Annotated in this window: 15 protein-coding genes; 3 read left to right on the forward strand and 12 right to left on the reverse strand. The window is 63.1% G+C overall.

Annotated elements, in window-relative coordinates; all coding sequences use genetic code 11:
• Positions 1-107, forward strand: a 107-nt coding sequence (locus PG883_RS04290) for a transposase (RefSeq protein ID WP_201872345.1), incomplete at its 5' end; no start/stop codon positions are given.
• Here the strand turns inward: PG883_RS04290 and PG883_RS04295 are convergent.
• From PG883_RS04295 to PG883_RS04310, 4 genes are all read right to left on the reverse strand, one after another.
• Positions 76-903, reverse strand: coding sequence for a LysR substrate-binding domain-containing protein (locus PG883_RS04295; RefSeq protein ID WP_270806984.1), 828 nt, complete (start codon positions 901-903; stop codon positions 76-78). The genes PG883_RS04290 and PG883_RS04295 overlap by 32 nt on opposite strands.
• The gene (pdxH, locus tag PG883_RS04300; RefSeq protein WP_010673959.1) at positions 903-1,541 is read right to left on the reverse strand and encodes a pyridoxamine 5'-phosphate oxidase; all 639 of its coding nucleotides are present in this window, start codon (positions 1,539-1,541) and stop codon (positions 903-905) included. Before pdxH ends, PG883_RS04295 begins: the two co-directional genes overlap by 1 nt.
• 157 nt (positions 1,542-1,698) lie before the next feature.
• Positions 1,699-2,022: a hypothetical protein gene (locus PG883_RS04305; protein ID WP_113979099.1), complete on the reverse strand. Its 324-nt coding sequence runs from the start codon at positions 2,020-2,022 to the stop codon at positions 1,699-1,701.
• The gene (locus tag PG883_RS04310; RefSeq protein ID WP_113979101.1) at positions 2,019-3,986 is read right to left on the reverse strand and encodes a reprolysin-like metallopeptidase; all 1,968 of its coding nucleotides are present in this window, start codon (positions 3,984-3,986) and stop codon (positions 2,019-2,021) included. The genes PG883_RS04305 and PG883_RS04310 overlap by 4 nt, the downstream gene beginning before the upstream one ends.
• A gap of 211 nt (positions 3,987-4,197) precedes the next feature.
• On the opposite strand from PG883_RS04310, the gene PG883_RS04315 reads away from it, so the two are divergent.
• A complete protein-coding gene (locus tag PG883_RS04315; protein ID WP_010673956.1) occupies positions 4,198-5,409 on the forward strand; it encodes an RsmB/NOP family class I SAM-dependent RNA methyltransferase in 1,212 nt (403 codons plus the stop codon).
• Between the two features lie 72 nt (positions 5,410-5,481).
• Here PG883_RS04315 and PG883_RS04320 read toward each other — a convergent pair whose 3' ends face one another.
• Positions 5,482-5,826 carry a Grx4 family monothiol glutaredoxin gene (locus PG883_RS04320; protein ID WP_010673955.1) on the reverse strand — a complete coding sequence of 115 codons (345 nt, stop codon included), beginning with the start codon at positions 5,824-5,826 and terminating at the stop codon, positions 5,482-5,484.
• Positions 5,827-6,113: 287 nt separating this feature from the next.
• On the opposite strand from PG883_RS04320, the gene sodB reads away from it, so the two are divergent.
• Positions 6,114-6,698, forward strand: coding sequence for a superoxide dismutase [Fe] (sodB, locus tag PG883_RS04325; protein WP_010673954.1), 585 nt, complete (start codon positions 6,114-6,116; stop codon positions 6,696-6,698).
• Positions 6,699-6,808: 110 nt separating this feature from the next.
• Here sodB and PG883_RS04330 read toward each other — a convergent pair whose 3' ends face one another.
• The 7 genes from PG883_RS04330 to ccmD all read right to left on the reverse strand — a co-directional run bounded on the left by PG883_RS04330 (position 6,809) and on the right by ccmD (position 12,708).
• Entirely contained in the window at positions 6,809-7,621 is an 813-nt protein-coding gene (locus tag PG883_RS04330) for an MlaA family lipoprotein (RefSeq protein WP_029314176.1), read from the reverse strand.
• A 78-nt stretch (positions 7,622-7,699) separates the two neighbouring features.
• On the reverse strand, positions 7,700-8,962 hold the full coding sequence (ccmI, locus tag PG883_RS04335) for a c-type cytochrome biogenesis protein CcmI (protein ID WP_052815848.1): 1,263 nt from the start codon (positions 8,960-8,962) through the stop codon (positions 7,700-7,702).
• Positions 8,959-9,441 (reverse strand): cytochrome c-type biogenesis protein, encoded by a 483-nt coding sequence (locus tag PG883_RS04340; RefSeq protein WP_113979059.1) that lies wholly within the window; start codon positions 9,439-9,441, stop codon positions 8,959-8,961. Before PG883_RS04340 ends, ccmI begins: the two co-directional genes overlap by 4 nt.
• Before the next feature lie 10 nt (positions 9,442-9,451).
• On the reverse strand, positions 9,452-9,982 hold the full coding sequence (locus PG883_RS04345) for a DsbE family thiol:disulfide interchange protein (RefSeq protein WP_041215578.1): 531 nt from the start codon (positions 9,980-9,982) through the stop codon (positions 9,452-9,454).
• Complete coding sequence (locus PG883_RS04350) at positions 9,979-11,934, reverse strand: heme lyase CcmF/NrfE family subunit (protein WP_113979058.1); 1,956 nt, start codon at positions 11,932-11,934, stop codon at positions 9,979-9,981. Before PG883_RS04350 ends, PG883_RS04345 begins: the two co-directional genes overlap by 4 nt.
• A gap of 79 nt (positions 11,935-12,013) precedes the next feature.
• Positions 12,014-12,505: a cytochrome c maturation protein CcmE gene (ccmE, locus tag PG883_RS04355; RefSeq protein ID WP_052815847.1), complete on the reverse strand. Its 492-nt coding sequence runs from the start codon at positions 12,503-12,505 to the stop codon at positions 12,014-12,016.
• Positions 12,502-12,708 (reverse strand): heme exporter protein CcmD, encoded by a 207-nt coding sequence (gene ccmD, locus PG883_RS04360; RefSeq protein ID WP_039039901.1) that lies wholly within the window; start codon positions 12,706-12,708, stop codon positions 12,502-12,504. Before ccmD ends, ccmE begins: the two co-directional genes overlap by 4 nt.

Here is a 12,708-nt window from a genome sequence, read left to right on the forward strand (position 1 = left end):
GGGTGAACAACAAGATCAAAGTGATAAAGCGCATGGCATATGGATTTAGGGACTCAGAATACTTTTTTCTGAAAATCAAGGCGGCCTTCCCCGGAAAGCCGCGATGAACCTCATATGATCGATGTTGAGGCAGACCAGGCTCTCCCTGTCCCCTTCGTCGAACGCCGAGGTGGCGATCACCCCGACTCCCATCCCCAGGCGCACATAGTGCTTGATGATGTCGCTGTCGGTGGCCGTCAGCACGATGCGGGGGCTGAGGCCATGGCGTCCGAACGCCTTGTCCATCTTGGAGCGGCCGGTGAAACCGAACACATAGGTGATGAGGGGATACCGGGCCAGATCCGCCATGGCCAGCGGCTGGCAGTCCAGCAGCGGATGGCCGTGGGGCACCACCACTCTGCGCCCCCAGCGATAGCAGGGCACGGTCGCCAGCTCGTCGAACAGGTGCATGGACTCGGTGGCGATGGCCATCTCCACATCCCCGTTTTGCGCCATCTGCGCCAGTTGGGCAGGGGCTCCCTGATGCAGCTGGATGCTCACCTCGGGGTAGCGGCGGGAGAATTCGGTAATGACCGCCGGCAGCTTGTAGCGGGTCATGGTGTGGGTGGTGGCGATGCGCAGCACCCCGCTGGTGGCCAGCTGATCCCCGAGGGAAAGCTGACCAATCTGCTCCACCTGGGCCACCACTCCCCTGGCCAGCTCCATCACCTGCTCCCCCATGGGGGTCAGGCCCGCCAGGTTCTTGCCCTTGCGGGTAAACAGCGCCAGCCCCAGCTCCTCTTCCAGCATCTTCATCTGCTTGCTGAGGGTCGGCTGGGAGGTATAGAGCTTCTCCGCCGTCGCCGAGATGTTGAAGTTGTTCTTCACTATCTCGGTGAAGTTCTTGAGCCGGGCGATGTTCATCAGGGCGCCAGGCGCTCGATGTGCCAGCCGTCCCCCTCGCGGGTGTAATAGAAGCGATCGTGCAGACGATGCTCCCCGCCCTGCCAGAACTCGACGGTGTCGATGCGTACCCGGAAACCACCCCAGAAGCTCGGCAGCGGCACCTCGCCATTGGCAAACTTCTGCTTGAGTTCGAGGAACTTGGCCTCCAGCACGCCACGGGCCGAGATGCGGGTCGACTGTTTGGAGACCCAGGCGGCGATCTGGCTATCCTTGGGACGGCTGTGGAAATACTTCATCACCTCGAAGGTGCTCATCTTCTCCACCCGACCGGTCACGTGTACCTGTCTGTCCAGGGTGTGCCAGGGGAAGAGCAGGCTGATGCGGGGGTTGCCCTCCAGCTGATGCGCCTTGCGGCTGCCCATGTTGGTGTAGAACACCATGCCTTCGGCATCGTAGTGCTTGAGCAGCACGGTGCGCTGCCAGGGCTGGCCATCGGCATCCACGGTGCCCACCACCATGGCGGTGGGATCGGTCAGTTTGGCCTCGCACGCCTGGGCCAGCCACTTCTCGAACAGGGCGAGGGGCTCGGCCGGCAGATCGGCCCGGTGCAGTCCACCCCTGGTGTATTCGCGACGCAGATCAGCCACATCCATCATCTTGATTTTCCTTCTCTCTTTCTCTGCCGCCCGTGCGGCGATCGGTGCAGGCATTGTGCGACGAGCGCGCCATGGGTACAAGCCTCGGGGCGGCCAAATGGCGGAGCAAAAAAAGAGGGAGGCTCATGCCTCCCTCTTTATGCCGATGACCGTCAGCCTACTGCTTGCCGTCAACCGGCGGGCAATGGGCCAGCATGCGCCGGTTGTAGTCCGCCGCATAGGCGCTCAGCCTGGCGTGGGCCTCCTTCTGATCCGGCTTGATGACATCCCCGAATCCATCGAGATAGCGCACGCCGCAGCGCGCCTTGGCCGCCGCCTGCTGATCCGCCGCGATCCCGGGCGCCACCTCGCCGCGCCCTGCCCGCACGATCAGCCGGTAATCCTGCCTGGCGAGGCTGGCGCTGACCGCCTGCTCCAGGGTGTCTGCATCGACCTGACAACCGCCGAGCAGGGTGAGCAGCAGCACCCCGGCCAGTCTCATGCCCGCCTCCGCTGCCAGCCCAGCAACGCCAGGGCCAGGGTCCAGAAGCCGAGGGCACCGCCGCCACCGCTTCCCCCCTCTTCACCGCGCTGGGTGACCGAGAGCTTGAGGGGACTGATGGCGAAGAAGATGTTGTCGCTGCACGCCACCTTCAAGCGGGCAGTGCCATCCTGGCCCGCCGGGATGGTGACGCTCGCCGAGCCCGAGTTGGGTTTGCCGCTGGCAAGGGGAGTCCAGTTTGCCCCCTCGTCCCGGGTCATGAAGAGATCCACCTTGCTGCAGTTGATGGGGGCGGCATTGGTGCCGGCCACTTCCCAACTGATGGTCTGCGTCTTGCCCGCCCCCAGGGGGGTCACCACCGGGCTGGTCAGGGCGAAGGCCTTGCCGGTGTTGACCACCTGGATCTTCATGTCATCGCTGGCGACACCGCCCTTGCCGTCCCGCGCCGTGAGGCGGAAGTTCAGGTCCCGGTTGGTGGCAGGCCAGGCCTCCCCTATCGCCAGGGTGTTGGTGAGCAGGGAGGTGAGACTCGGCAGGGTGCGCTCCGGCACGCTGGTCGGCGCCACGAAACGGAACAGCGGGCGGCTGCCGTCGTCCACCATGGTGGCCGGGCTGCTCGACTCCGTCCCCAGATCGATCTGCTCCCAGGTGTAATTCAGCGGATCGCTGTCAAGATCGGCCCCCGCCCCCTTGAGCACGAAGGGGGTGTTGGCAGGGATGACGTAGTCATTGCCTGCCGCCACCTGGGGCGCATTGTTGACCAGCGCCAACGGGGTGCCGCAATTTGGCTCCGTGGCCATGTGGGCCCGCATCTGCTCGATGGACTTGCTGTGGAAATAGGGCTCGCTGTGGGGCTGCAGATCTTCGTCTCCGCAGATCCCCGCATAGGCCATGATGGAGCTGCCGCTGCCCGGCTCCCAGGCTTGGCTTGCCTCCCGGTTGCCGCCGCCACAACTGCCTGTGGTGCCGTTGAAGGTGTGGTCTGCCCCGAACTGGTGACCAATCTCGTGGGCCACGTAGTCGATGAAGAAGGCATCCCCCACCGGCTCGGAGGAGCCCGTCATCCCCGCCGATTTGTCAGGGGTGCAGAGTACGCCCAGTCCCGCCAGGCCGCCGCCACCGGTGTTGACCACATGGCCGATGTCGAAGGCCCCCAGACCCTTGGTCAGGGCATCGGCCTGCACCTGCATGTTGGCATCGACATCGCCGTCATCATTGTTGAAGGGATCGTTCGCCACGTCGGTGAAGATGATGGTGTCGTTGCCGCTGGCCAGCTGGAATTCGGCCGCCACGTCACGCTGGTAGACCTCGTTGACCCGGTTGAGCAGGGTGGTGATGGCGCCAAGACCCGCCTCCACGGTACCGCCGTGATACTGGGTATACTCCCCCGCCGCCGAGATGGCGATGACATAACGCTTGCGCTCGTTGCCATCCACCAGCACCTGGCGGGCCAGCTTTTTGGCCTCGCCCCCAATCACCTTGTCCGCCTCTTCTTCCAGCCGGCTGTGGGCATCCTGCTGGTAATAGACGGCATAGCCTTCCCCGTTGCGAAGGGGATCGACGAACACCATCTTCCCTTCATGGCTGAACATGGCGTGGAATCCCTGGGGACCGAGATCGAAGCGCCCGGTCTCGCCCGGCGCCGCTTCGTTGTACCCCTTGAAGGCCAGGATATCGGGATATTTGGCGGCCAGATCCGCCGGCAGCAGATCATAGGGTTGCAGGCTGAAGGTCACCTCCTTGCCATCCGGCAGGGGCAGAGTCAGGCGGCGCTCGCCCCCCTTCAGGGCAGCCAGGTAATCGGTGGAGACGGTGACGATACGATACTGGCTGGCCCTCACCTCGTACCCATCGGCGGCGGTGGCCCGCGCCGTGACCGTATGCCACTCGCCGGCCATCAGATTGCCGGACGTCATCAGACCCGCCACCAGCACCGCCAGCGGAGAATATTTCATCAACTGCATCTTTTTAATTCCTTTTTAAACGGATTCACCTGAACTGCCACGGCATCATTTGCCCGCTGGTCCGATTAGTCCAGCAACATCCTCTGTACATTCCCCGAATGGGGAAGGTTGCACCAATGCAGACTAGCCCCTATCATGGCGCGGATTTGTCCGTTCCAGAACCCCTCTTCGACGGGGCCGGTTCACTCTTTCTTTGGCCAAGGTTAATCTCATGCTCAAGTCCCCACTGTTGCCCCGTTTCGGGGATCTGGTCGTTGCCATCGTTGACGATGTGCTGGGTCAGGGTCTTACCCTCGACCGCGCCTATGCACGTCACTTCTCCGGCATCGAACTCAAACCGCAAGAACAGGCAAGGATTGCCCTGGTCACCGGCGATCTGCTGCGCCGCCTCAGCCTCTACTGCTTCCTCACCGGCATCCAGGTCCGTCAGGCGGAGAAGAATGTCTGGCCGCTGCTGCACAGCTGGCACGCCTTCCACAAGATAGATCAGCCCAACCACCCGACCCTGGATCGCTTCAACGAGGAGGCGTTCCGCCGCCGCCTGACCGAGGCCAAGAAGAACCCCGTGCTGATGGACGGCTGCCCTGCCTGGCTGGAAAAACTCGGCAGCGAGCAACTGGGCGACGCCTGGCCGGCCGAGCGTGCCGCCCTGGCCTGGATGCCCAAGCGTTACCTGCGGGTCAACACCCTCAAGTGCACCCGGGACGAGCTGCAAGCCATGCTGGCCAAAGAGCATGTCACCACAGTGCCCGTCGACGGAGTGGAGACCGCCCTGCAAGTGACCTCGGACGCCGCCCTGTTCCGTACCCAGGCCTTTGCCGACGGCTGCTTCGAGCAGCAGGATGCCGGCTCCCAGCTGGTGGCCGCGGCCCTCGACGTCAAGCCCGGCATGCGGGTCATCGACGCCTGTGCCGGTGCCGGCGGCAAGACCCTGCACCTGGCCGCCATGATGCAGGGCAAGGGCCGTCTGCTGGCCATGGACGTGGAAGAGTGGAAACTGGAGAACCTCAAGCAGCGCGCCCGCCGCGCCGGTGCCCACAACGTGGAGACCCGGGTCATCACCAGCAGCAAGACCGTCAAGCGCCTTAAAGAAAGCGCCGATCGCGTGCTGCTGGACGTCCCCTGCTCCGGCCTTGGCGTGCTCAAGCGCAACCCGGATGCCAAGTGGCGCGACACCGCCGAGCGCCTGCCGGTGCTGGTCGCCCTGCAAGAGGAGATCCTGCAGCGCTACAGCCAGATGGTGAAGGTGGGCGGCCTGCTGGTCTACGCCACCTGCTCCATCCTGCCCGAGGAGAACCGCCAGCAGGTGGACAAGTTCCTCGCTGCCAACGAGCACTTCCGCCTGATCGGCGATCACAACGTCAGCCCGGCCGAGACCGGCTTCGACGGCTTCTACATGGCGCGCCTCGAACGCATCGCCTGATGTCTGTCGTGGGCACAAAGAAAAGGGGAGCCAGTGGCTCCCCTTTTTGCATTGCATGGTATGGATGCGGCGTTACTCGGCAGCAGCGTCATCCTGCTTGTGCTTGGCGGCAGTTTCCTTGATCAGGGTCTGCAGCTCGCCGGCCTGGAACATCTCGATCATGATGTCGCAACCACCGACCAGCTCGCCCTCGACCCACAGTTGCGGGAAGGTGGGCCAGTTGGCGAATTTCGGCAGCTCGGCGCGGATGTCCGGGTTCTGCAGGATGTCGACATAGGCGAAAGGCTCGCCGCAGGACATCAGGGCCTGGGAGGCCTGGGCAGAGAAACCGCAGCTGGGCAGCTTGGGGGATCCCTTCATGTAGAGGATGATGGGATTCTCAGCCAACTGCTGTTTGATCTTTTCAATAGTTTCCATAAATGCCTCACTGGAGCGATTTCGGCGGCCATTCTACTGCAATCCGGGCAGACCACAAACTGGCAAACCGTTGCGAATGAAAGAAGTCATGCATCAATACGCCGCAGCTTGATCCGGATCATGGCAAGAATCAAGGGTTGTTCGCTCATCTTTGATACTGCTACAATCGACGGGCTTTGGGCCGTCTGGCCCCCTCATTTCAAGAACAATTCTTTTCAAGATAGAAAAGAGTACGCAATGTCTTGCAACCGTCGCCTTCGCACGGACCAGCCAATGGAGAGTAGAAAATGGCTTTCGAACTTCCCGCTCTGCCCTATGCAATCAATGCTCTGGAACCGCACATCTCCCAGGAAACCCTGGAATACCACCATGGCAAGCACCACAACACCTACGTGGTCAACCTGAACAACCTGGTGCCGGGTACCGAGTTTGAAGGCAAGTCTCTGGAAGAGATCATCAAGACCTCCACTGGTGGCGTCTTCAACAACGCTGCCCAGATCTGGAACCACACCTTCTACTGGCACTGCCTCTCCCCGAACGGCGGTGGCGAGCCCACTGGCGCCCTGGCCGATGCCATCACCAAGGCCTTCGGCTCCTTCGCCGAGTTCAAGGATGCGTTCACCAAGTCTGCCATCGGCAACTTCGGCTCCAGCTGGACCTGGCTGGTGAAAAAGGCTGACGGCTCCCTGGCCATCGTCAACACCTCCAACGCCGGTTGCCCGCTGACCGAAGCCGGTACCACCCCGCTGCTGACCGTCGACCTGTGGGAACACGCCTACTACATCGATTTCCGCAACCTGCGTCCGAAGTACATGGAAACCTTCTGGGCCCTGGTCAACTGGGAATTTGTGGCCAAGAACCTGGCTGCCTGATAAGCCTTTCTTGCCAAAACGCCCCGCACTTGCGGGGCGTTTTTTTATGGTCGAATACCTGCCATCGACAACAAAGGCGCCCGCAGGCGCCTTGTGGAAGATGACCGTGCTTACTGGTCTATCTCGTCCATGTAATCGTCGAGGTTGCCATCATCCGCCGCCTCTGGCTTCTGCTCCTGGAGCTCGGGTTTACGGCCCGTCACCTTGCCATCGTTGTACTGCAAGTAGAAGTCCTTGGTCAGGGCGTAAGGATCCAGTGCGTTGTCGATGATGCGCTCCTGATCGATCAGCTTGGAGCGGGTACCGAGGCCATCCAGCGCCCAGTGCACCACCTTCAGCGGGAAGGTCAGCAGGGCATAGGGGAAGTAGATGGTATCGATGGTATCCCCCACCAGTTGCCGGGTGGTAGTGGGACCGTAGACCGGCACCATCAGATAGGCGCCATCCCCGATGTCGGCCTTGCCGAGCACGGTGTCCATCTCCAGCGTGTTGCGAGCCAGGCCCGCATGCTTGGCCACGTCGAACAGACCGAGCAGGCCCACAGTGGTGTTGAGGGTGAAGCGGCCCAGGTTGGTACCGGCCCCTTTCAGATCACCCACCAGCAGGTGGTTTACCATGCTGCTCGGCTCGTCGAAGTTGTCCACGAAATTCTCGATGCTGTCCCTCACTCCTTGCGGGACATAGCGGGCATAGCCGTGTACCACGGGGCGCGCCACATAGGGCTCCAGCACGTCATAGTTGACGGCCCACATGGCACGGTTGGGCCCCTGGAAGGGGTCGCGAGGATCGCTGGCCGTGCTGGATGCCCCGGGGCGGCTCGGGGTCTCGCCGAGATCCAGGCTCTCCGGGCCCGGCTTGGGAGGGCCGCCCGCACAGCCCGCGAGCAGCAATGCCACCGCCAATGCTCCTGAACGCAGATACATATGAAAGTCCTAAGATTTTTTTGGGTATTGATATGAATTATACAGGGGGCCCACCCCAAGGGGTGGGCCAAAAGCGTATTAGAGGGCGTGATCGATGCGGATGTCAATCGGCGCTGTGGGGATGGTGCTGGTCGGCACGGTGACAGAAACCCCTTCAAAGGCGCCTTCCTTGTTCATGACGTTGCCGCCCCGGGAGAGTCGCGCCTTGAACTGTAGCTCGGCATGGGCCGCCAGCTTGCTCCCCTCCATCATGGCATCCCCGTCCCCCAGGGAGAGGGTGAGCGGGAGATGCGGGCCAGCAATGCGCTTGACCGCGATGGGCATGGGCGGACCGTTGGGGATCACCGCAAAGACGAACAGATGGGCATCTTCCGGCATCTTTATACCCGGCGCCAGGGTGATGTGCAGGGGGAACTCCCCCTCTTTCACCGCCAGCACCTCGGCTTGTGCCTGGCCTTCGGCAGACGGGGTGGTCACGGCGATGCCACGCTGGCCAAGCTGCTGCCTGGCGTACTCCATGGAGCGCTCCACCATGGTGTAGCGGGCCGAGCCCGGCTCCAGCAGCGGCAACATCCCCTGCCAGCGGTCGAGGGCGGTCTGGAAATCCTCTTTTTGCAGGGCCATGAAGGCGTGGACGGAGCGGGCCTCGATGTTGGCCGGGTCCTCGGCAATGACCGCCTGCAACAGCTGATCCGCACGGGCTTCCTCCCCCGTCATCATCAGGGCCTGGGCATAGGGCACCGCCACCATGGCCTTCTGGGGCGCGAGGGCGTAAGCACGCTCCAGCGCCTCGCGGGCCATCTCGGGATCATTGCCATCCAGGGTCAGGCGCCCCAGCAGCAGCCAGCCGCGATAGTCGTTCGGTTCTTCTTTCAGCCGGGTTCGCAGGGCCAGGGTGAAGTCCAGCAGATCCTGCTCGGTCACCCGGGCGTCGCGCTCCACCAGGATGCGGTTGCTGAGCTCCCCCAACCGGCTGCTGGCATCCTGCCAGCGGCTCACCTCCTGCCAGGCGCCGAGCTTGGCGTAGAGGCCGATGCTCACCACCGCCAGCACCAGCACACCGGGGATCCAGATCAGGCTCTTGCCGCCACGGGCGGTCTGCTCCACGTCGGGAATGTCGTCCAGGAGGCTGCGCTGCAGCTCCACCAGGGATTCCGGCTCCTCCGCCAGTATCCCCTGCTCCCGCTCTTCCCCTATCTCCAGCAGGCGCTGGCGATAGAGCTGCTTGTTGAGGGCCGAGCGACTGATGCTCTGCCGGCCCTCGCCGCGCCAGAGCGGCACGATCAGCGCCAGGCTCGCCAGCACCAGCAGGGCCGCACCCAGTATCCAGAATGGGGTCATGGTTTCTCTTCCTCTTTGAGCAGGGCGGACAGCCTGGCCTGCTCTTCTGCACTCAGGGTGCCTTCAGGCTGTTGAAAGGGAGCAGGGGCATGGCGGCGGCTTCGCACCACCACGGTGACGACGCCAATCACGATGACCAACAAGGGGCCAAGCCAGAGGATCAGGGTCGAGGCCATCAGGGGGGGATCATAGAGAATGAAGTTGCCGTAGCGGGCCACCATGTAGTCCACCACTTCCTGCTTCTCCTTGCCCTCGCGCACCATCTGGTAGGTCTTGTCCCGCAGATCCTTGGCAAGCCCGGCGTTGGAGTCCGCAATGTCCTGGTTCTGGCACTTGGGGCAGCGCAGCTCCTTAGTCAGCTCGCGAAAGGTCTGCTCCTGGGCGTCGCTCTCGAAGGTGTAGACATCGATGGCGGCGCGGGCCTGTCCGGCACAGACGAGACCGGCCAGCAGCAACAGGGATGCAATCAGTGTTTTCATCGGGGAGGCCTCACTTCATGGCATCGAAGATGGGTTTGAGGGTACTGGCCCAGACGTCTGGGTTGATGTCCCCCACGTGGCGATAGCGGATGATGCCCTGGCTGTCGATGAAGAAGGTCTCGGGCGCGCCATAGACACCGAGATCCAGCCCCAGCATGCCGTCCGGATCGTAGAGGTTGACCTGGTAGGGATTGCCAAGCTCCGCCAGCCACTTGATGGCCTTGTCACGCTCGTCCTTGTAGTTCATGCCGACGATGTAGATCCCCTGCCCCGCCAACTCCTTGAGGTAGGTGTGTTCCCCGTAACAGGTCGGGCACCAGGTGGCCCAGACGTTGAGCAGCATGGGGCGCCCCTTGAGGATACTCCTGTCGTGCTGCTTGCCCAGGTCATAGATGTCCTGCAGGGTGAACACGGGCACCTCCTTGTCCACCATCACGGATTCGAGCTTGGTGGGATCGGAGTAGAGCCCCTTGAACAGAAACACGGCCCCCATCAGGAAGATGATGAAGGGCAGCAGATAGAGCCAGGTCTTCTTGCTCATGCCTTGGCCTCCTCGTCACGACGTCCGAAGCGGTAGCGCTTGTCCAGCATGGCCAGCACGCCGCCGAGGGCCATGAAGACGCCGCCGAACCAGATCCAGCGCACGAAGGGCTTGTAGTAGATCCGTACCGCCCAGGCGCCGTTGTCGAGCTGCTCGCCGAGCGCCGCATAGAGATCCCGGGTAACCCCCGCATCGATGGCCGCCTCGGTCATCGGCATGCGGCTCACGGTGTACATCCGCTTCTCGGGCTTGAGGAGGGCAACCTGCTTGCCATCCCGGTGCACTTCCAGCACGCCCTTGAAACCGTCGTAGTTGGGGCCGTTCTTCTCCTTGATGCCGGTGAAGACGAACTCGTAATCGGCGAACTGGACGCGATCGCCGGCCTGCATCCGCAGGTCCTTCTCGATGCTGTAGTTCTGGGTGCAGGCGATGCCGATGATGCTGACCGCGAGCCCCACGTGCCCCAGGATCATGGCCCAGTGGCTGTTGCCAAGCTTGCGCACGCCGGTGGCAAAACCGTGTTTGTGGGTGGCCCGCGCCCAGGTCTCCTGCACGCTGGTGACGATGACCCAGACGCCAAGCCCGATACCGAGCGCAGCCCAGGGTTTGAACGCCTCGGCAAAGAGTTTGGGCAACAGCAGAGCCGCGGCCAGGCTCAGCACCAGGGCGAGCATCACCTTGCCCTTGAGCTCACCGAGATCCTGGCGGCGCCAGCGGAACAGGGGGCCCACCCCCAGCAGCAGGGCGAAGGGGATGATGAGCCAGCTGTAGATGTGGTTGAAGAAGGGGGTGCCGATGGAGATGCTGCCAAGCCCCAGCTCCTTGTGCACCAGGGGCAACAGGGTGCCGAGCAGCACGGTGAGCAGGCCCGCCACCAGCAGGATGTTGTTGCCAAGGAGCAGGGTCTCGCGGCTCCACAGCTCATGCTTGCCGTGGCTCTTCACCTGGGAGCCCTTGAAGGCGAACAGCAGCAGGGAGCTGCCTATCACCGCCAGCAGGAAGCCCAGGATGAACAGACCCCGGGTCGGGTCCGAGGCAAACGCATGGACCGACACCAGCACGCCGGAACGCACCAGGAAGGTGCCGAGCAGACTCAGGGAGAAGGCCGAGAGCGCCAGCAGCACGGTCCAGGCCTTGAAGGTGGCGCGCTTCTCGCTCACCGCGAGGGAGTGGAGCAGGGCCGTGCCCGCCAGCCAGGGCATGAAGGAGGCGTTTTCCACCGGGTCCCAGAACCACCAGCCGCCCCAGCCGAGTTCATAATAGGCCCACCAGGAACCGAGCACGATGCCCAGCGTCAGGAAGACCCAGGCCGCCATGGTCCAGGGACGGGACCAGCGCGCCCAGGTGGCGTCCAGACGCCCCGTCATCAGGGAGGCGATGGCGAAGGCGAAGGCCACCGAGAAGCCCACGTAGCCCATGTAGAGCATGGGGGGGTGGAAGATGAGACCGGGATCCTGCAGCAGCGGATTGAGATCCCGCCCGTCCACCGGGAAATACGGCAGGGTGCGGGTGAAAGGATCCGAGGTGAACAGCACGAAGGCGGTGAAGCCCACCGAGATAAGGCCGAGCACCCCGAGTACCCGCGCCACTGCATCGAGCGGCAGGCGGCGGCTGAAGAGGGCTACCGCCGCCGTCCAGCCTCCCAGGGTCAGCACCCAGAGCAGCAGCGAGCCTTCATGGGCTCCCCACACCGCCGAGATGCGGTATTGCAGGGGCAGCAGGCTGTTGGAGTTGGTGGCCACGTACTGCACGGTGAAGTCGTTGTCGATAAAGGCCCAGGTGAGGCAGAGAAACGACAGCAGCAGCAGCAGGAACTGGCTGTAGGCGAGCGGGCGGGCCGCCGACATCATGCCAAGACGACCGAGATGGGCCCCGATCAGCGGGTAACTGCCCAGCAGCAGGGCGGTGGCGAAGGCCAGGATCAGTGAGAACTGCCCTAATTCCGGGATCATTGACTATTCCCTCTCGATTGCACGGAGAAACCTGCCGATTTGGCGGTATAAAGAAGTGAATTCTTGGCGCATACCGGCATCATTGCTTGGCTCCCTGCAACTGCGCCTCTGTGTATTCGGGCTTGAAGTGCATGCCGTTGGTGGCGTCGGCCACTTCCGGCGGCATGTAGTTCTCGTCGTGCTTGGCCAGCACCTCGAAGGCGGCGACCGTGGTGGCATCCTTGAGGGTGCCCTGGGCGACGATCCCCTGCCCTTCCCGGAAGAGATCCGGCAGGATGCCGTCAAACTCCACCGTCACCAGATGGCCGCCGTTGTCCACCAGCTTGAAGGCTACCTTGAGGCTCTGGGGATCCCGCACCACAGACCCCGGCACCACCAGGCCACCGATGCGCAGGCGCTGCCCCTCCTCGGGCTTGATCTTCTCCGGCCCCTTCCCTTCCACCAGCTCGCTCGGGGTGTAGAAGAGGTCGATGTTCTGGCTCAGGGCATAGAGCACCAGGCCAGTCACGCTGACAAGGCCCAGGCTGATGGCCAGGATGATGGTGAGGCGTTTCTTGCGGCGCGGGTTCATAGGGTGTTCTCCATCTGCTGGGCCGCCTTGCGGCGTGCCTCCCGAGCCTGCTTGTTGCGCAGTTCGCCGAGCAGGCTGCGGGTCTTCAATCGGGTGGAAATGACGATGCCGACCAGGCAGAGCAGGGTCAGACCGAAGGAGAGCCAGACGTAGAAGGCATAGCCTCCCATGGCCATGAAATCACTGAACGAGGCAAAGTGCAT

Origin of the sequence: Aeromonas sp. QDB25 (assembly GCF_027707725.1) — a bacterium.
GTDB lineage: Bacteria > Pseudomonadota > Gammaproteobacteria > Enterobacterales > Aeromonadaceae > Aeromonas > Aeromonas caviae.

Bases quoted from the DNA above. Each gene is read 5' to 3' on its own strand.
- PG883_RS04295 (WP_270806984.1), bottom strand. From the start codon at position 903: ATGAACATCGCCCGGCTCAAGAACTTCACCGAGATAGTGAAGAACAAC.
- PG883_RS04310 (WP_113979101.1), bottom strand. From the start codon at position 3,986: ATGCAGTTGATGAAATATTCTCCGCTGGCGGTGCTGGTGGCGGGTCTG.
- PG883_RS04315 (WP_010673956.1), top strand. From the start codon at position 4,198: ATGCTCAAGTCCCCACTGTTGCCCCGTTTCGGGGATCTGGTCGTTGCC.
- PG883_RS04350 (WP_113979058.1), bottom strand. From the start codon at position 11,934: ATGATCCCGGAATTAGGGCAGTTCTCACTGATCCTGGCCTTCGCCACC.
- sodB (WP_010673954.1), top strand. From the start codon at position 6,114: ATGGCTTTCGAACTTCCCGCTCTGCCCTATGCAATCAATGCTCTGGAA.
- PG883_RS04320 (WP_010673955.1), bottom strand. From the start codon at position 5,826: ATGGAAACTATTGAAAAGATCAAACAGCAGTTGGCTGAGAATCCCATC.
- PG883_RS04345 (WP_041215578.1), bottom strand. From the start codon at position 9,982: ATGAGCAAGAAGACCTGGCTCTATCTGCTGCCCTTCATCATCTTCCTG.
- ccmI (WP_052815848.1), bottom strand. From the start codon at position 8,962: ATGACCCCATTCTGGATACTGGGTGCGGCCCTGCTGGTGCTGGCGAGC.
- PG883_RS04330 (WP_029314176.1), bottom strand. From the start codon at position 7,621: ATGTATCTGCGTTCAGGAGCATTGGCGGTGGCATTGCTGCTCGCGGGC.
- PG883_RS04340 (WP_113979059.1), bottom strand. From the start codon at position 9,441: ATGAAAACACTGATTGCATCCCTGTTGCTGCTGGCCGGTCTCGTCTGT.
- ccmD (WP_039039901.1), bottom strand. From the start codon at position 12,708: ATGCACTTTGCCTCGTTCAGTGATTTCATGGCCATGGGAGGCTATGCC.
- ccmE (WP_052815847.1), bottom strand. From the start codon at position 12,505: ATGAACCCGCGCCGCAAGAAACGCCTCACCATCATCCTGGCCATCAGC.
- pdxH (WP_010673959.1), bottom strand. From the start codon at position 1,541: ATGATGGATGTGGCTGATCTGCGTCGCGAATACACCAGGGGTGGACTG.
- PG883_RS04305 (WP_113979099.1), bottom strand. From the start codon at position 2,022: ATGAGACTGGCCGGGGTGCTGCTGCTCACCCTGCTCGGCGGTTGTCAG.